The 18333-nt window shown below is 60.4% G+C and carries 12 protein-coding genes; 1 reads left to right on the top strand and 11 read right to left on the bottom strand.

Annotated features, from left to right (window positions below):
* Positions 1 to 24: 24 nt before the first annotated feature.
* Positions 25 to 1032 carry a hypothetical protein gene (locus CHB69_RS14330; protein WP_141133997.1) on the top strand — a complete coding sequence of 336 codons (1008 nt, stop codon included), beginning with the start codon at positions 25 to 27 and terminating at the stop codon, positions 1030 to 1032.
* On the opposite strand, the gene CHB69_RS14325 is transcribed toward CHB69_RS14330, so the two are convergent.
* The 11 genes from CHB69_RS14325 to CHB69_RS14275 form a co-directional block, all read right to left on the bottom strand.
* Positions 1029 to 1283: a hypothetical protein gene (locus CHB69_RS14325; RefSeq protein ID WP_089216708.1), complete on the bottom strand. Its 255-nt coding sequence runs from the start codon at positions 1281 to 1283 to the stop codon at positions 1029 to 1031. The two genes, CHB69_RS14330 and CHB69_RS14325, sit on opposite strands and share 4 nt — an antisense overlap.
* A 439-nt stretch (positions 1284 to 1722) precedes the next feature.
* Positions 1723 to 2340, bottom strand: a complete 618-nt coding sequence (locus tag CHB69_RS14320; RefSeq protein WP_089216707.1) for a DUF6338 family protein — start codon at positions 2338 to 2340, stop codon at positions 1723 to 1725.
* Between the two features lie 48 nt (positions 2341 to 2388).
* Positions 2389 to 5370 (bottom strand): type III restriction-modification system endonuclease, encoded by a 2982-nt coding sequence (locus CHB69_RS14315; RefSeq protein ID WP_089216706.1) that lies wholly within the window; start codon positions 5368 to 5370, stop codon positions 2389 to 2391.
* On the bottom strand, positions 5367 to 5876 hold the full coding sequence (locus CHB69_RS14310; protein WP_089216705.1) for a gamma-glutamylcyclotransferase family protein: 510 nt from the start codon (positions 5874 to 5876) through the stop codon (positions 5367 to 5369). Before CHB69_RS14310 ends, CHB69_RS14315 begins: the two co-directional genes overlap by 4 nt.
* Positions 5876 to 7858, bottom strand: a complete 1983-nt coding sequence (locus tag CHB69_RS14305; RefSeq protein ID WP_089216704.1) for a site-specific DNA-methyltransferase — start codon at positions 7856 to 7858, stop codon at positions 5876 to 5878. Before CHB69_RS14305 ends, CHB69_RS14310 begins: the two co-directional genes overlap by 1 nt.
* Positions 7859 to 7881: 23 nt before the next feature.
* A complete protein-coding gene (locus CHB69_RS14300; RefSeq protein ID WP_089216703.1) occupies positions 7882 to 8652 on the bottom strand; it encodes a DUF4391 domain-containing protein in 771 nt (256 codons plus the stop codon).
* The gene (locus CHB69_RS14295; protein ID WP_245836815.1) at positions 8649 to 11717 is read right to left on the bottom strand and encodes a helicase-related protein; all 3069 of its coding nucleotides are present in this window, start codon (positions 11715 to 11717) and stop codon (positions 8649 to 8651) included. The genes CHB69_RS14300 and CHB69_RS14295 overlap by 4 nt, the downstream gene beginning before the upstream one ends.
* 765 nt (positions 11718 to 12482) lie before the next feature.
* A complete protein-coding gene (locus CHB69_RS14290) occupies positions 12483 to 13970 on the bottom strand; it encodes a relaxase/mobilization nuclease domain-containing protein (protein WP_089216701.1) in 1488 nt (495 codons plus the stop codon).
* A complete protein-coding gene (locus CHB69_RS14285) occupies positions 13936 to 14373 on the bottom strand; it encodes a plasmid mobilization protein (RefSeq protein WP_089216700.1) in 438 nt (145 codons plus the stop codon). The genes CHB69_RS14290 and CHB69_RS14285 overlap by 35 nt, the downstream gene beginning before the upstream one ends.
* 514 nt (positions 14374 to 14887) lie before the next feature.
* The gene (locus tag CHB69_RS14280; RefSeq protein WP_170935571.1) at positions 14888 to 17482 is read right to left on the bottom strand and encodes a type IV secretion system DNA-binding domain-containing protein; all 2595 of its coding nucleotides are present in this window, start codon (positions 17480 to 17482) and stop codon (positions 14888 to 14890) included.
* Positions 17479 to 18129, bottom strand: coding sequence for a hypothetical protein (locus tag CHB69_RS14275; RefSeq protein WP_141133995.1), 651 nt, complete (start codon positions 18127 to 18129; stop codon positions 17479 to 17481). Before CHB69_RS14275 ends, CHB69_RS14280 begins: the two co-directional genes overlap by 4 nt.
* Between the last annotated feature and the right edge of the window lie 204 nt (positions 18130 to 18333).

The following is an 18333-nucleotide window of genomic DNA, read 5'->3' as shown; positions in this document are numbered from 1 at the left end:
TAATTGAAACCTAGGAGCATAGAAGTGAGTGACGACGGCCATCCGACCAAAAATCAAGGATTGCAGAAGCTATCGGAAGCCATGAGAAACGCTGGCCTGCTTAACCCTGTCTTTCGGGATAACGTCTTTGGCAGCGCGACCAACGCGCTCAAAGAGCACAGCGAACGCTGGGCGCGTATCATGGAGCCTCTCAAGCTAAAGCCTCCGATCATCCCTGACCTATCGGCGTGGACCAAGGCTCAAAGCGAACTTGGGAACGTGTTTTCCGACTTCGTAAAGCGGTTTGAGGCATTCAACTTCAAACGGGTATTCAGCGCATTCGATTGGCTCATCGAGGAAGGCCGCAAGGCGGCGATGGTCGAAAAGTCGGGCTGGCTTCCGCATCACACTACACCTTTCGATCTTCTCGAAAGCGATGGCATGGAGCAGGGTCAGGTCGCTGACCTGATCGCAGAATATTACGCGAAGGAATGGGCCGCGGTAGAACAAGCGTTCCTTGCAAAACTCGCCGACTATGACGTTGACGAGGAAGCGAAGGAAACGATGAGCGAAGCATTGATGGCGCACCAGCAGGGCATGTTCCGTGTCGCGCCCCGGCTCCTGTTCCCAGAGATTGAACGGGTATGCAGCGATGCGTTCTTTGACGGCAAGCGAACGATCACCGTCCCAACAAAGAACGGCAAGCAATCCCGCCTGCGGATTACCCGGCTGAAAGAGGTCTGGGAAATGGTCCGCGAAATGCCGCTCGGCGATCTAGCGGCGTATGAATATTCATGGCAGTTGTTCAGGAAGGTGGAAGAACACCTGTATGACGAAGTTGGCGATGATGAAGCGGCGCGCGAGAAATACCGCACCGACCCCGTTCCCAATCGACACGGCGCTCTGCACGGCATCATCTGCTACAAGACGCAGCAAACGAGCCTGAACACCATCATCATGGCGGACTTTATATTCCACCTTGTCAGTCAGCTTAAGAAATATGCTGTCGAGGAGATCACGGTTGATGAAGCCGGACAGCCGGGGGCGCGTTAGCGCCCACCGGCCTTTTTGGTGGTCGCCCGCGCCTTCGGAGCTTCGGCATCCATTGCGCCTTCGGCCTTCGGCTTCGGGGTGTAAGCCCGCATGACGATACGACCTTGCAGTGGAACAGCATCGCACAGAATGTTGAAGCCCTTGCCGTCGCGGTTCGGCCATGCTGCACCGATCTTGGTCCAGCGGGCGTCGGGACCGTTGCCGTCCACGCGATAGAGCATGAAGGCGGGGCTGTTGGTTTCGGTGGTCATGTCAGTTCTCCTTGTGGCTATGAGCCGCAACCGTTGCGGCCGATGTGGAGAACAAGGCGCGGCCAAAGGGTCGCGGGGTCATGCTGACCGTAGGGAACCCGTCAGGGGAAGCTGCACAAATGAAATGCGGAAGCGCACGCGATTGACGCCCGAGCTGGCCAAGCCAGTGAATCCACGAATGAGGCCATGCCGTTCGCGGCTGCTGATAAGGGGAACGTGGCTATCGGAAGCGGCAACTTCCGCCGCTGCTATTTCTTGTCGCTGCTTTGGCCACCGCTGCCTTGGTTCGGCGGCGGTCCTTTTGGCCCCTGCTGACTCGTGGTAGGCTGATGCCCATTTTGAACGGTGCCTACAGGTTTGTAGCCTCGGTTGTCAGTCGGGCGATACCCATCATGCAAAGGACGGGCGGGCGGTTTCGGTGGCGGCGATTTCTTGTCGCTCATGGTTGTGCTTTCTCCTGTTGTTGGGTTTTCCCGTCCGGCCAGAACTCCAGCGACTGAATTTCGCCGTGGGCGATCCAAACGCTGCTGTCGCGGGGCGTCCACTGGCTCTTGGAATCCAACTCGTAAACTTGCTGGATATAGATGTCGCGTTCTGACGGGTCGGACGACATGAAGGAATTGGTGCCGAGATAACCGGCCCATCGGGTGCCGTTCTTCAGGATCGCCAGCACCCAACAGGCTTCGCCACCCGAAAACCGCCAATCCCATGCGGCGCTGATCGGATGGACAGTGCTGATGCCAAGTCGCCTCAGCACCTTTTGTGACCAGCCTTTACGGACATTCAGGCCCAGCAAAGCCCCGACGATGGCGGGACCGGCTAGAACGATCAGGAACCAGAGCGCCGCAGCGGCGATGCCCGTGCGTTGCTCAAGCCACGCAAAGGCTGGCAATACGAGGGCATAATACACCAGTGAGACCGTGACGTAAGCGATCAACCCCTCCATCAAGGAGAGCATCCGCCCTGTCAGAAACTGGCTCCGCATATACAGTATCACGATGCCCGGCACGGCCAACACAAGGAAAAGCCGCGCCTTTTCGAGGTCTAGCAGTTCCATGCCCGGCCTCCCTTCTCCTGCGTCCTGTCAGCGGGATCATTGCCCATGTCAGCAATGCTCCATGAGGTCGTCCAGCTTGGTCGCCTTGACGTAGCGCGCCGGATTTTCGCCGACCGCGAGCGCCTTAAAGTGCGCTTCGCCGCAGGCAATCTTCGCGGCCTCGTTGTCGCGCAGGTCGTCGGTAAACAGGCTGCCCTTGGTTTCGACCACGAAATAAAGACGTTCTTCCCCGTCCACCTGCACCAGCACCGCCCAATCGGGATTGTAGGTGCCGAGCGGCGTGGGGACTTTGAACCAGCCGGGCAGCTTGGCGTAAACCTTTACCGCTTCGTTCTTTTCGAGCTGTTCGGCAAAGGTGCGCTCGACGCCGCCGGAATCATAGATGACGTGCTCGAAAACGGATTTCTGCGCATCCTGAAGCATATTCTTCAGGTAGCCGGTCAGCTCCTCCTGCTCGAACAGCTCCTGCGCGTAGAAATGATCGCCGCCGATCCGCTGGTATTTGATGCCGTCCACGAGTGCGAGCCGCTTGGTGCGGTTGATGGTTTCCGCCGCTAGCTCGATGAAGGCTTGGGGATTGCGCTTGAAATCGCCAAGCCTGCCGCTGTCAGTCAGGATAGTGACAAGGCTGCGGCGCGTCAGGTGCGTGCGGTCCTGCAAATCGGTCAGCACGTCGGGGAGAACAATATCGCCCTCCTCGATGGTGACGGGGCCGGAGGTCGCGGTTTCGGTGGCGATCACGCCGCCCTGGCCGATGGCAAGGTCAGCCTTGCGGATGACGGCCTTCGCCTTGGTGATCGGCGGCGCATTGGAAATAGCGTTGGTGCAATCCTCGATCAGCTTGGCGTTGTCGAAGTGAACGCGATAGGTCGTCTGGTGCTTGATGCGATCCCATAGCGCCTGAAACTCGGTGCTATGCAGGACTTCCTTGCGCACACGCACTGGCTTGCGGTCGTCGGCGTTTTTGATGTCGAGCCTACCCGCGATCTTACGCAGGACTTCCTTGATCTGCGGAAGGAGCGCGGCATGTTCGTCGGGGAGCGTCAGTGTCCCCTCTTTCAGGACCGTGCGCAGCTTGTCCTGCACCTTGCCCTTGGCGTCGATGAAGTCGGCGTTCTTGAGATATTCGTGGATCGCAGCGGATTCCTCGAATCCCAGCATGGTGAGGGTGCCGTCCTCCTGCTGGACGGGTATGGCCGCGAACTGGTGTTTCTCGACAATGCCGAAACGGATTCCGGTATCGGCCTCGATCTCCTTCTGGAGATTTTCGGCGAAGGCTTCGTAGCTCTCGGTGGCGATCACTGTGAGGGTGTTGATCTCGAAGCCGCGCAGGCGTTCGCCCTGCTGGTTGACGCAAAGGCGCAGGCCGCGCCCGATGGTCTGGCGGCGTTCGCGCTCGGTGCCGATTTCGCGCAGCGCGCAAATCTGGAACACGTTGGGATTGTCCCAACCCTCTTTCAGCGCGGAGTGGGAGAAGATGAACTTGAGCTTCGTATCGAAGCTCAAGAGCTTCTCCTTGTCCTTCATAATGAGGTTGTAGGCGCGTTCGGCGCTGTCGCGGTTGGCCTGATTGTTCTCGGCGGTGTCTGTCCATCGCTTGTTCTTGTCGATGGAGAAATAGCCGTCGTGGACCTCCTCTGCGTCGGTGGCGAGGTCCACTTCCTTGAACAGGCTGGCATATTCGGGGAGCTTGGCGGCGCGGCGATATTCTTCCTCGAAGATCGTCGCGTATTTGCCTTTCACGGCGTTGCCGTCCTCGTCGTAGGACCGATAGTGCTCCACGGCGTCGATGAAGAACAGGCTGAGCACCTTGACCCCCAGCGGAGCAAGGCGGCGTTCCTTCTCTAGGTGCTCGGTGATGGTGCGGCGGATCATCAACCGCCGGACGGCGTCGGCGTTCACGTCGCCGATGGCCTGTCCTACGGCAAGGAAGGATTCCGACCCTGCGGTTTTCACTTCGAGCAGGGAGTCGCCGCCCGCTACGCGGATTTCGCCGATGCGGCAATCCTTGTAGATGGCGCGGCCCGTGGTGTCCTCAAGGTCGTCACCGTCCTGCACATTGACTTCCTTTCGGCGAACCTGCCCGCCCTGCTGCACGTCGATCTCGACCTTGGCGGTCACGGCGCCGCCCTTGTTGCTGGCGGAGAGGAAACGCAGATAGGCTTTGTTGTGCCCGCCCTCGACTTCGAGCGAGGCCACTTCGATCTGCTTGACCAGCTTGCGCTCGTAGGCGTCCACCGCGTCCAGCCGGTAAACCATGTGGTGCTTGTCCGCATGGGTCGCCGAATAGCGTAGCGTGCAAAGCGGGTGCATTTCGCCAAGGGCCTGCTTGCCCCGGCCTTCAAGGCCGCCGTCCACGCTTTGCGGTTCGTCCACGATAATGACGGGGCGCGTGGCGCGGATCAGGTCGATGGGCGCTTCGCCCCCCGTTTTCTCGCTGTCCTTGTAGAGGTTGTTCACGTCCTTCTTGTTGATCGCGCCAACGGTCACGACCATGATCTGAATGGTCGGGCTGGTGGCGAAATTGCGCACCTGCCCCAGCTTCGATGAATCGTAGAGGAAATAATCGAAGGGCTGGCCGGAATAGAGGCCCTTGAAATGGTCCTCGGTGATCTGGAGAGTCTTGTAGACGCCTTCCTTGATGGCGACGGACGGCACCACGATCACGAATTTGGTGAAGCCGAAGCGTTTGTTCATCTCAAAGATGGTGCGCAGATAGACATAGGTTTTGCCGGTGCCCGTCTCCATCTCCACGGTGAAGTCGCCGGACGCGAGGCTGGCGGATGGCGGCAGGCCATTGCGAAGCTGAATCTCGTTGAGGTTGGAGATAATCTCATCGTCCAGCAGGGTCAGCCGGTTGCCGATGCCTAGGGCGTTTTCGACAAGGCCAAGCTCCTGTTGCGCGCCACCGGCGGCTTGACGGGTGACGGTAAACTCGGTGCGATTGATCTCCTGTCCGCGAAACAGGTCGCAGACCGCTTCGATGGCGGTGTGCTGGTAATCGAGGTCCGGCTCGAAATGCAGTTTCATTCCTGCACTCCTTCGATCAACGCCATGTTTGTGTCGTGGCGGGCACGGTCGGCGTCTTGATCAGCAGGCACAGATTCCAGCCCGGCGATATAGGACGCCGGCAAGCCATGCTCCTTCGCGCCCGCGATGACCAAGGCGCGATACCAAGTGAAAGGGCGAAGCGTGGGATCGGTATTGGTCGCCCTGTATGCCTTTGCATTAACTCGCTCGCTGCCGCAAAGAACCTCGATCTCAATTTCTTCATAGCCCGCACCAAGGCCCTCGGCGCGATCCAACGCGCCCTTTTCCTGCGCATTGATCTCGTAGAGCACGCCAAACACGGAAGCAGTGTCGCTGGCGACAATATCGCACTTGCCCGACTTTTGGTTGCTCCGCTTGTGCCAGCGTAGTTCGTGGCCGGGCAATTCTGCGATGCCGATTGCGCGCGCGGAGGGGCAACGCTCCCGTAGGCGTGCGGCAAGCATATTCGAGCCATAGGCAAAGGTGACGAAACGATCCGCGCTCATTACAGGCTCCTCACGTCGAGGATGCCATTCTGATTGAGGATCGCGGCCATATTGGCTTTGGCAACGTCATCGGCGAAGCCAGCATCCTTGAACACGACACGGGTATCGACGGCAGGGGCAAGCTCCTTCCGCCATGCGACGATGCCGTTGGCGACGGTTTCGACGCTGTCCTTGGTCAGGCCATCTGACAGACAAACGATCAACGCGCCGCCGCCGATAGAATGGACGGCCTTTCCGGCAATGTCTTTCTTCTCGATGGGAACGCACAGATCGAGGCCCAACTTGAGCAGCAGCTCATAGAGCACGTCCAGTTCGGTGCGGCCCGGCACAAGATGCTCGGCGTTGGCGAGCAAACTGCCTTCAAGATCGGTCGGCTCCGGTTCCCACGGGACTATGTTCGATTGAGCGAGCTTGTAATTCCTGAATCCTAAGTCGCCTTTGAAGAGAGGAAAATCGCCTCTAACTTTCTTGGCAGCTCTCCGCAGACGTTCCTTCGTCACCTCCGCGATAGAGCGCGGCTTCCCAAGCGTGTCACAAAGCTGGACCGCCACCTTCTGTTCGTTGTTATTGGGGTCGAGCGGTTCAGGAAGCTGGACAAGGATGAACTTTCTGCTGCCACCGTCCTTCGCGTTTTCCTCAAAGACGGCGTGGCCAGTCGTCCCTGACCCCGCAAAGAAGTCAAGTATCAAGCTGTGACGGTCAGCACCAAGTTGAATCACGTCACGCAATAAAGCGACTGGTTTTGGAAATGACATTGCACCTGACCCAAGTAGCTCCTTTACTTCTTGGGTTCCATTTTGGGTATTTAGCTTCTTATCATCCCATATGGTCTTAAATTTTCTTGAACGTTCTTCGCCGTTCTTCTCCAGATAATCCTTGACGAAGAGGTCATATTCACCGCGACGTTCAATCAGTCTGGAAACGAGGAGAGCGATGTCTTTAGTGCATTTATCTTTGCCCCACATCCACCGTCCATCTTCGCCAGTTGATTTGCGCGGGAGAACCTCGTGGTCAAAACCCTCCTTCGGCTCAAGCGATACTTCTGATGTTTTCGAGTTCACGTAGATCGGGAAATACATATCTGGCCGGTCGCTGCGGAGCGATGCAGCACCACGCTGGCGAAGGCCTAAGAGCCGATATGCTCGACCGTCAGGATCGGAATACTTAAACTCGGAGCGCTGTGCATCGGTCAGAGCCTCGCCTCCGATAATGCCACTTTCTCTGCTCCTAGCGTAAACTAGGAGATATTCATGAACAGTGGCAAAGAACGTATCAGACTGCCGACCACGGGGATTGCTTTGGACACTGATTTGCGCAGCGAAATTTTCTTCTCCGAATATTTCAGCCATCACCGCTCGGAGCCTGTCGATTTCGTTCTCATCAACGCTAATCGCAATAACTCCATCGTCCGAAAGTAATGCTCGCGACAACTTTAAGCGCGGGTAAATCATGTTCAGCCAGTTGGTATGAAATCGTCCGTGACTCTCGGTGTTGCTTGTTATCCGAAAACCATCCCCACCCTTCTGGCCAGTGTATTGAAGGTAAGTCTCTAAATTGTCCTGAAAGCGATCAGGATAAATAAATTCCTTGCCTGTATTATACGGAGGGTCGATGTAGATGAGCTTAACCTTGCCCGCGTAGCTCTTCTGCAAGAGCTTGAGCACCTCAAGGTTGTCGCCCTCGATCATCAGGTTCTGCGTCGTATCCCAATCGACACTCTCATCCGGGCACGGCAACAGCGTGCCGGTGGACGGCGTCAGCGCGATCTGCCGCGCCTTGCGCTTGCCGTGCCAGTTCAGCCCGTATTTCTCGTCCTTTTCATCGACGGCAGCGCCCAGCAGTTGCCGGAGCACATCGAAGTCGATCTTCCCTTCCTCGAAGGCTTCGGGGAACAGGTCTTTCAGGGCCTCGACGTTCCCGGTCACGATGTCGGCGCTCTTGGTGGCAGGGTCATCCAGAACGAGTTTTTTGATTTCAGGCATGAAAGACGGCTTCTCCCTAAGAGTCACAGATGGTTCGCATAGGCGGCGAGGTCGGTCTCGCGCCGTTGGATTTCGAGGTTGAGGTCCACGCGGCGGCTGAGCTGCTTCTCGCGCCTGGCCTTGGCGCGCAGACCTTCGATTTCTTTAGTCAGCCGCGCGTGCGCGTCCAGCGCCTCGCGGCGGCGGTCGATGATTTCCTGATTATCGGACGCCGCGAACGCGCCCGTCAAGCGCGCCGCGTTGACGGCCTCGATCCGGGCAATCCAGCCCGCATAAAGAGCGAACAGGTCGGTGCGCGCTTGCTGCGCCAGCGCAAGGCTTTTCAGGAACGCAACTTGCACGGAATCCACGGCGTCGGCCCGCAGACCGCTGGCCACGATAACCTGCTCGATCACGGTGCGGCCAGCCTCGTTCTGCGCATGGCGCTTGTGCGCCGCCGATACAGCGAGGCCGCTCTCGTCGGCGGTGACAAGCAGCACCGGATAGGGAATGGCGCGGTGGATCAGCTCGATCAGCCGCGATGCCTTCGCACCGGAGCGGAAAGCGCAGCCGAGAACGGCGATCTCAAGATATTCGCGGGTATCGTCGGCGAATGTCGGCACGCCAATGGTGGTGGGCTTGCACGCGGCGAACCATTGCAGCTCGTCGATGCCGTCCTGAATGGCGCGCTTGTCGGCGGCGGTCGGCGCACCCTGCTCGATCAGCAATTTCTTGGGGATGCGGGAATCGACACGCGCGCCGGGCGGCAGCCCCAGCGCGCTGACGATGGCGAGAAAGTCCGCGCCAGCCGTCATGCGGCCTCCGCTTCGGGCAGGATGACAAGAAAGGCGACAACCTCGAAGTCGTTGATACCGGCAAACTCGCCTTTCAGGGCGTGGGTGCCGCCGGGGCTGAACAGGCTGGCAACGGCACGCTCCTCGCTTTTGCCAGCGATGGAGGCGACAGCTCGCGCCAGCAGCGTCTGATAATCCTCCATGTCGCGCCCGTATCGGGTGGCCTTGTCGAAGCGCGCGCAGGCTTCGGCATCGGGCAGGTCGCGCCCGATGGCTGCCTTCTTGAGCCGGTCGAGCACCTGCTTGGCCTGAGTATAGGGCAACAGCACATCGCCCTCGTCGCCGACATGGACGACGAAATTGGGGCTTAGAGGATAGCCGGGTTCGGCGGCGCTTTCCGCCGCCTCGCCGACAGCGCGCAGGCAGAAAATAGCGCCGGGGGGCAGGTCATTTTCGGGCGCGTCTGTGTCGGGCGCGGGCACCACGGCATAGGTGCCGGGCGGCAGGCTTTCCAGCCGCTCGCGGTGTTCGCGCATATATCCGGCGAGGTCGATGCGGAAATCGTTGAGGGTGAGGTCGGCGATGGAAACGCCACTCGACAAGTCTTCAAGGTCGATCACTGCGTCCTGCAATTTTTGCAGTTGGGCGCGACGATATTCGAGGTCGTTCATCTGGTTTCCGGCCTGAAACTCGATGACGTTTTCCTCGCCGGTCGCGGACACGTCGAGCAGCACCATGCGCCCGCTCACGCGGGATTCGAGGTCGAGATATTCGTCCAGCTCCATGTTGGGCCAGAAATTGACCAACTGGATGCGGGTGTTGGTCGAGCCGATACGGTCGATGCGCCCGAACCTCTGGATGATCCGCACGGGGTTCCAGTGAATATCGTAATTGGTGAGGAAATCGCAGTCCTGAAGGTTCTGGCCTTCGGAAATGCAATCGGTGGCAATGAGCAGATCGATCTGGCCCTCGGCATTCATTTCCTCAGGGCGCTCTTTCGAGCGCGGCGAGAAAGCGGAGAGGATCGAACTCATGTCACCGCGCAGCCCGCTCAGCGTCGTCTTGTTCGCGCCGGTGCCGCTGACGACAGCGGTTTCAAGGCCAAGCTCGTTCTTCGCCCAAGCGCCAAGCTGGGCGTAAAGATAGTCCGCCGTGTCCGCGAAGGCCGTGAACAGCAGGATTTTGCGGTTGTCGCCGTTGATCGGCGTGGCGATCTTGCTGGCGATCACATCGCGCAAGGCGGCGAGCTTGGCGTCGCGCTCCGGCGTGACGGCCTGCGCTGCGGATAGCAGGGTGGCAAGGCGGTTGCGGTCCTCGATCAAATCCTGCCGCCAGCGGACACGGTCCACGTCATGCAGCAACACCTTGACCTTGCGCCCGATCAACAGGGCCTCGAAAGCGGGATCGTCTATATCGACATCGTCGATGGAAACCTCATCCACGCTTTCATCGTGGGCGTCGATCTTCGCCAAAAGCGCGTTCACGTCGGCAAGCTGACGCTTGATGGTGAGCGCGAAGGACGCAACCGAGCTTTCCATGCGCTTGAGAATATTGACGCGCAACAGGTGGATCAGGCTTTCCTCGCGGTCCACCTGCCGGAAGAAGCTCTCTCCGCCCCTGATCTTGGTGCTGTATTTTTCGTCATAGACGGCCTGCTTGTGGGGCAGGACATAGCGCAGCGGCGCGTAGGCGGCGAGTGTGAGGCGGCGGATTTCGTTGTTGATCTCGCGGATGGGCCGGAACTCTCCGGCTAAGTCCACGTCGGCCTTGATATTGACGGGGCGCAGCCGCTCGGGGAACTGGCCGGTTTCCTCGGTGCCGTAATAGCGTTGGACGTGTTTGCGCGACCGGGCGATGGTCAGCAGGTCGAGCAATTTGAAGTAATCAAAGCCGAGCATGTCCATCAGCCGCGCCGGGCGGCGGTCGGCTTCGGGCAGGTCGAGCCAGCGGTTGAACTGCGTCTGCGCCTTGCGGATGGTCGCTTCAATGCTCTGGATGCCATGTCCCATAAGCGCGAGGTCATTGCCCTCGGTCATAAAGGCGATCTGGTTCTTGAGGTCGGCAAGGCGGTTGTTGACCGGTGTAGCCGACAACATGAGCACCTTGGTTTTGACGCCCGCTTTGATGATCCGCTTCATCAAATGGTCGTAACGGGTGTCGCGGTCTTTATGGGTCGCCTTGTTGCGGAAGTTGTGGGACTCGTCGATCACGACAAGATCGTAGTTGCCCCAATTCACATGGCTCAGGTCGATGTCGCCGGACATGCCGCCGTCCCGCGACAGGTCGGTGTGATTGAGCACGTCATAGTTGAAGCGGTCGGATGCAAGGATATTGCGCCGATCATTGGCCTTATAGAGCGTCCAGTTGTCGCGCAGCCGCTTGGGGCACAGGACCAGAACGCGGTCATTGCGCAGCTCGTAATATTTGATGACAGCCAGCGCCTCGAAGGTTTTGCCGAGGCCGACGCTGTCGGCAATGATGCAGCCGCCGATGCGCTCCAGCTTGTCGATTGCCCCCACGACGCCGTCGCGCTGAAACTTGAACAGCTTTTGCCAGACGGTGGTGTTGCGGATGCCGGTCGCGGATTTGATAATCCGCTCCTCGTCCAGCTCGTCGCCCAAATCCTTGAACAGCTCAAAGAGCACCTTGAAATACAGAAGCGACGGCGGGCGATGGCTCGCAGCATCGGCGAGGCTCACGGCAAGATTGCTCGCAGTCGGCTTCACGCCTGACCAATTTGCCTGAAACCAGTCGGCAAATGCCGCTGCCTCTGTGTCAGTATCGGAAATTTGAACAAGGCCAAGTTGATTGCCCGGCGTTACGCCTAGGCCCTCGGTCGTGAACGGGCATGTGCCGGTCAGGACGTGGCGATTGTCGTTGTTCGAGACGACGATCATGGATTGGGGTGGCGTAGTCGGGACGTGGCGAACCTCGGCGTGCTTGCCCAGCCACTCACCGGCGATCTTGGCAAGCCAGCGACCTTGCAGCTTGCCGCGCGCGGTAATGTCGCCCGGCCCGCCGTAAAGGGAACTCGCAATGGCGGTGTCGGAGCCAAGCAGAATACGACACCGTCCGGCTTTTTTCACGTGCTCGTGTGTTTCGGCAAACGCGTAAAGCGAAAAGTCGGGTGACATAAGGTCAACTGCCGAGTCTGGTAAAAGCCAGTCCCGGAGCCGGTCAATGACGCGTTCATTTCCGCTGTTACGTAAAAGTTGCATTCAATTCATCCGAATAGTTGCCCATGAACGCATCGGCAACTTTGTTTTATTAAGTGCAGAGGGATAATTTTCCGTTTGCCCCCTCCAAGCAAATGCTCGGCAAAGCGATAACGGAGTGCCTCCCCGGTTGCGCATTGTGGCCGCCATCATGCCACACGGCAAAGGTAATTTTCTTTCAATGTGCCGGACAGCCACGCGCGAATCCTGAGCCGTAATGCCATGAGCCAGCCGGAATAGGCTTCGATCAGCGCATCCACGGCGGTTTCAGGAAGTGACGCGCCCGGAATCTTGAACGCAGGCGACGGCGCACCGCACGTGGCGGCTTCGGTCGCGGTGCCAGCGGCGGAGCAAGGAACATCGAACCCAAATCAGCCCCGTCGCCCACGCCCTCGGACGTGCTGCCGGAAGTCGAAAAGAAACTCGACGTGATTTCGGAATGGCTGGCGCTACCAGCCCCGCCCTTCGTTTTCTTGGCGCGGCGGGCAACTGCCATAAATCGGGATACAAGGCTCGGAACGAGTGCAAGGGCCGTATTGCGCACGAAGCGCGATACCGATTTGGCGGCTTGAGGCACAAGGCTGGCAATCTGTCCTAGCAGCAGGCCCGGTTGCGATTGCAGGAAACGCGAGCCTGTCAGCGTGCGCGCGGATCTCGCTCCGGCCCTTCGCGCTCGCGTGCCAAGGCTTCTCGTTGCCGTTCTTCATATTCACGCGCGATCTGGCGCGCGCGTTCGTCATCCTCAATGCGACGTTTAAGGTCGTTGGCCTGCTCTTTCAGCAGGTCAGCCCGCTCTTTACCCTGACGGTCAACGAGTGCGTTGATCTCGGCTCGCTGTGCGGCGTCAAGGCCGGACACCATGATGCGGATTTCATCGTTGCGGCGATCTTCAAGGTCGGAGGCGCGTCGTGCCTCGTCCGCAAGGCGCTGTTGCCGGGCTTCCTCGTCCACGGCCTCGCGGATATTGCGCCAGATACGCTCAAAGCCACCCGGCTCGGGCAAGCGATCCGCGACTATACGCTGCGCCTGCTCCTTGGCGAATGTCTCTATCGCCTTGTCGGCTGCGGCCTGCTGGCTTTCCTGCAACTCCGTCACCTCGCGGGCGTGGCGCAGCTCCTGTTCCCGCAATTCGGTTGCGTGAAGCTCCATCACAGCGCGGCGCAAGGCGTCGATATGCTGCCGCTCGGCTTCTGCCGCTGCCTCCTGCGACATCTGTGTATCGCGATCAGCGGATTTTGACTCTTGAATCGTCTGCTCTGCGCTGATGTCGGGCTGACCGGACTGATCGGCCTCTGGCGATGGCGCGACGCGCCCAGCTTCGCGGATCGCGTCGCGGGCTTCCTTCACGCTCGGCAGGCTCTGCGGGTCAATGTCCACCATGAAGGCGCGCAGGTCTGCGGCCTTCACGCCGGGAAGCTGGCGGCCAAGGCTATGCACCTTGGCATCGTCATCAAGGATGACAAAATCGCGGCGGTCGCCGCGCGCCAGCACGTATCCCGCATCTTCAAGCGCGGCCTTGAAGGCGGGGCCGGAATCGCTGGCTTCATAAAGCGCCGTGACCTGCGCCTTGCGCTCCCGATGGTCGATACCGCTACGCTCGGCCTGTTGCCATTCGTCGTGGCTGACTTCGGCGGTCGGGAACTCGGGCTGGGCCTCCTTGTCGCGCTTGGCGTGCTTACCGGGCACATGCTCGTGCCCGAACTCCTGCTCCATCCGCAAGCTGGCCCGCTCGTGCGCCTGATAATTCTGGCTGTCAGATCGCAGCGTCATGGTGTCCATGTCGGTGCGCGCCCAGACGACATGGATATGTTCGCGCCCGTTCTTTTCGTGCATGACGACGGCGCGAGGCTGGCCCTGCAAACCAAGCTCCTCCTCCAAGATTTCGACTGCCCGCGTCCATTGCTCTGGCGTCATTTCATACTTGGTGTCGGGGTCGATATTAGCGTGGTAGAGGCCCAGCTTGCCCTTGGTGGCGAGGGTGTAAGTCTGCCAGTCGCGGAAGGCTTGCTCGGGGGTGCCTGCGGAATCCAGTTGCAGGATTTCGACGCGCTCGTTGGTATCTGCGCGGCCAAGGTGGTGGGCGAGCTGACTAGGGCCAGCCCGGCTCTTGCCCTTGATTATCACGGGCTGGCTCCATGCCGAGGGCTTCGTAAATGGCGGCGATCACTTGATGGTATTGGTGCAGCGCGTCACGCAGTTGCGGCACGTCAATATCCATCCCGCGATTGGTATTGCGGGCAATCTGGTTGAGGTTGTTGCCGACGCGGTTGAGGGTGGCGAGCGCCTGCACAAGTGCCTGATGCTCGACGGGGCGGCGGCGACGCGCGCGTGGGCCTGCGTCGCCTAAAGCGAGGGCGCGCACGAAGGCGGCGGATGCCATGCCCGCACGGTCAGCGCGGGCGACAAAAGCGGATTTTTCTTCGGGGGTGACACGGGCAAAAAGGGTTTCCGTGCGCTGCCGTTTTTCGGACTTGCGCCGGGTGCCGGGCAATGGTTCGCGCGGCGGTGTTTGCTCGTCATCGGCCATAATCTGGCCTCTCCGTTGCCCCCGACAACAAATCCGCCGGGGGATCGAAGGGGGTTCACCCTCCCTTCGTCAGGGTGCAGGGGCCGACACGCTCCTGCTCGTGGTCCGGGGCGCGAAAGCTCCGGTCAGGGTTCCAAGGGGCATGAAAGCCCTTTGGTCGATGCCGCCGCCGAAACAGCGGTCGATGGGTTCCAAGGGAGCGCGAAGGCTCCTTTGGCTGGGACGCAGACATGCCCGATATGCGGGTCATGGCAGCGGCCCTGTCCAGGGTGCAGGGGCGGGAAGGCTCCTGCTCTGGGGGTTCCAACGGGGGGCACGAAGGCTCCCATTGGTCGTGGGGATGCAACGGGGTAGAATAGACCCCTTGCCAAGCCGGAACCGTCAGGTTCCAGTGTGGACGGTTAGTCCGCACATGGCTTGCACCTCCCGATATTTCCATAATAACACGATTCGGCAATTATTCACGCAACTTTGACGCGCGCGCCAGACAGACCTTTCAGCCACGGGTTGCGGGTCAGAACTCGTGCGACAGTGCCACTACGTCCTGCCGTGCTATACCGGCACGCTGGATATGGGCATAGGCGTGCCAGCGTCCCATTGCGATGAAGTCAGCGGGGGTCATCGCCGGGGCCATGGCGTTGCCTTCGGAGCGGTATTGGCGGTCCCGATCCTCCTGCCGCCATGCTGCTTGTTGTTGGGCGCTCAAGGCCGCAAGCTGGGTGGCCTGATCGGTGGCTTCGGGCACAAAGCGCATATCCGGCGCATAGGTCGGCTTGGCTGTCGCCGAGCCGATAGCGGCGCTGTCCAAGAAGCCGCGCGCCGCCTTGAAGTAGAACCTCGCCCCGCCCGCGTCCGGTGGCGGTGCATCATCGTCCACTGGCGCAAAGGGCGACCAGCCGCTTATCAATTCCCGCTGATCTAAGCTCTCCCACTGCCCTTCGCCAAAGACGCGGTTGCGCTCGAACTCACCCGCCAGCCAACAGGCATAGGACACGGTGGCCTGATCTTCGCTCCGCAGGAATATCTTGCTGCGGGCCTGCTGCATGAAGTTTTCGGCGGCGTCCTTGCCCATCGCCTGCGTCAGCGCCGCGACGGTCTGCGTGGCGAATACGCCCGCAACCCCGGTCGAGCGCGCGACGTTCCAAAACGTCGCGTCGCTCAAGCCCGATGCCGGGTCAACGGTCGCAAGTTCTTGCACCTCGTCCATCATCACGACGCAGGGCTTGGATTGCGGGCTGCCGCCCTGCTTTTTCAACGTAGCCTCGCGCCGACGCGCTTCCCGATACAGCACCGTCTTGAGCAGGATGGCAACAAGGCGCGCGGGCAACCCGTCCTCCATCGTGTTCAAGGTCACGAGCGCGATCTTGCCATTGAGCGGCGCGTCGAGGCTGGCGGTATCGGCGTCCTGTCCGCAGAGAAAACGCTCGCGCAAGGCCGTCGCCCCAGCAAAGCCGTCCATAAGCTGCGAGATATTGGCGGTGATACCTGTCTTGGTGTCCTTCGCCATGTCCTTCCATGTGGTCGTCACATAGGAAAAGCTGGCGGCGACATCGGATGCCGACAATACCCCCATGCGGTCGATCTGGCGCAAGAGGGCTTCCTGATCGCTCGCTTTGCGGGCGTCCTCCATCGCCTCAAGGCAGGCTTTGTTGGCGCGGCCAATTGCATCGCAGGCGGATTGCAGGCGTTTTTCGTCCAGCACAGTTTGATACGCCCACCATAGGCTTGACGGATGAACGCGCGAAGCCTCCGCTTCTCCCTCTGGTGTTGCCGCATAGGCGCGGCCAACGGTGAGCGCATGGCGCATGAGGTTGGCGGCCATGTCGGGCCAGAAGGTATCTCCCTGCGCCCCGCCGACCTGCGCGAGAACCGAGCGCAGGACGGCAGCGACGTGGCTGGGTGCGAGGCTGGCGGTGATGTTCACGCCAAGGTCGCCCGTGCCTGTGCCGATACGCAGAACGTCGCCCGACCGCCCTGCGGCGGCGGCGATCTTCTCGGCGTCGTGCCACAACACGCCCTTGGCGTCGGTGATATATGCGCCGCACTCTGGCTCTGCGAACACCTGACGCAGCAGTGGTTTCAGAATCGCCGTGGTCTTGCCGTCGCCCGTGCCGCCAAACACCAGCAGGTGCTGGAACAGGGACTCCCCGTCGAGAGCGAGGGTTTGTCCTTTGCATGGAGCCGCCATGTCACCGCGCACGCGCAAGGTGCCCGTGCCCTTGCCGAGGTGAAACAACGGCGCGTCTGCCAGATAGTCGGTCGCATGAGCGACCTGACGCACATAGCCTGCGCGCGCGATCTCCCGCGCTTCGGCACGAAATGGCCAGCGCACATGCGCATCCTTGGACAGAACTTCATAGGGGGCCGATGCCTCGCGCCGCCAATGCTCAATGGCGGCGATGGCGACGAGGATGCCAACGCCCACGGCAATTAACAGCCATGCGGCCAGTAGGCCCAAGATGGTGATGGCACCGCCGAACAGCGTTGCGGTGAAGTCCGCTGCCACGGTCTGCCATACATCCCAGCCCGAAACATAGGCAGGCGCTTCGCCGGGGAATTGTTCGAGCACGACAGGCGCGGCAGTTGCGCTTTGCGAGGCGAAGCCCTTCCACGCCAGCAGCAACAGCGGTTGCGCTAAAAGGGCGATCAGCGCCGCCGCAAGGCCGCTTTGTGCTGCGGCCTTCGTCAGTCCCGCGCTGAAATGGCGGTCGGCCATCCACGGAATATCCTGACCGCCAACAAGTTTGCCATCCTCCCACAAGGGACGGCGAATATCCTCGGGCACCTCTTGATAGAGGAACGGGTAGCGTTCTTCGGGCCAGAGGTCGCGCGCAAATGCTGCCCGATCGCCAGCGGGCAACCCTGTCTTGCGCGTGCCGATGCGCTCCACACCCGCCGCGAAGCGGTCGCTTGCACTGGCAAGGAACGGCACACGCGCGACAAGCCAGTTGACCGGCCTCCACAGCACGTAGGCGGCAAGACCGATGATAAATAGCGCGAGCGCAGGAATGAGATTGAGCGCCTTGCGCAGGATTTTGCGGATGGGCGCAAACAGCAAGGCTATCGCGACAGCGGCAACGATGGCGAGAGGGATAAGCCAGCCTGTCATCTTTGCACCTCCAAGGCAGCGGCGGGCAACAATCCGCGCATGGTTTCCGGGATGGTGGTGGGGTCGATAGCGGGCGATCCGCATGGCAAGGCACCCTGCATGGCAAGGCAATAGTGCTGCCACGCGCCTTGATCGTCGCGCCGGATCAGCCCGAAGATACGCCGAACCTGCGGCGGCTGCTGATAGCTGCGGTTGGCGACATCAACGTAATAGCCAATCAGGATCGTGCGCCCGTCCTCGACCGCCTGAATGCGGTCGGCCTGCCAATCGCCACGCCAGAACGCATCGGCGGTCAGGCGGGTGACGGTCGCAGGCAAGTCCCCGTCTCGGCGCAGCGCGTCAAGCGCAGCGGTCACTGCGGCGTGGGCTGCATCGGGCGCGGGTGCCTGAATGGCGGTCTGTGGCGGCTGGCTGAGTCTGTCACCGCTCCCTTGTATAAACTGGCTGACCGCGCGGCGCTGCGTGTCGGCGAAGGCCGCCTTAGCCTCGGACACGCGCGTTGATGGCGGGCTGTGTGGCAATGAAAGGGCAAGCCAAACACCAAGAATGATCGCGGCCACCGCGCCCCAAAACAGGAAAGGCGCGGCCTTGCGCCAGCGTGCCGCCCTCACATGGCCTTGCGTTACAAGCTGCTCCCACTGCTCCACAAGCAAGCTCCCCCAAGCTTGCCACGGCTGCAACTAACGGCGCGACAAGCCAATGATTCCGTTCGGCATATTAAGCGGGGCAGCGATGCGATCAAGCAGACTGTGCATTGCATCCTGACATCAGCGGACAAGTAATTGCGCGATTGGTGTTGTTCTTTCATTTCAGCACGGATGATGGGCAGAAGTTGAGCGTCTGACTTCCCT

The organism is Sphingopyxis indica, from assembly GCF_900188185.1.
Lineage (GTDB): Bacteria > Pseudomonadota > Alphaproteobacteria > Sphingomonadales > Sphingomonadaceae > Sphingopyxis > Sphingopyxis indica.
This window is presented reverse-complemented; position numbering and strand designations above follow the sequence as displayed.

Bases quoted from the DNA above. Each gene is read 5' to 3' on its own strand.
- CHB69_RS14280 (WP_170935571.1), bottom strand. From the start codon at position 17,482: ATGACAGGCTGGCTTATCCCTCTCGCCATCGTTGCCGCTGTCGCGATA.
- CHB69_RS14315 (WP_089216706.1), bottom strand. From the start codon at position 5,370: ATGAAACTGCATTTCGAGCCGGACCTCGATTACCAGCACACCGCCATC.
- CHB69_RS14310 (WP_089216705.1), bottom strand. From the start codon at position 5,876: ATGAGCGCGGATCGTTTCGTCACCTTTGCCTATGGCTCGAATATGCTT.
- CHB69_RS14285 (WP_089216700.1), bottom strand. From the start codon at position 14,373: ATGGCCGATGACGAGCAAACACCGCCGCGCGAACCATTGCCCGGCACC.
- CHB69_RS14305 (WP_089216704.1), bottom strand. From the start codon at position 7,858: ATGCCTGAAATCAAAAAACTCGTTCTGGATGACCCTGCCACCAAGAGC.
- CHB69_RS14320 (WP_089216707.1), bottom strand. From the start codon at position 2,340: ATGGAACTGCTAGACCTCGAAAAGGCGCGGCTTTTCCTTGTGTTGGCC.
- CHB69_RS14325 (WP_089216708.1), bottom strand. From the start codon at position 1,283: ATGACCACCGAAACCAACAGCCCCGCCTTCATGCTCTATCGCGTGGAC.
- CHB69_RS14300 (WP_089216703.1), bottom strand. From the start codon at position 8,652: ATGACGGCTGGCGCGGACTTTCTCGCCATCGTCAGCGCGCTGGGGCTG.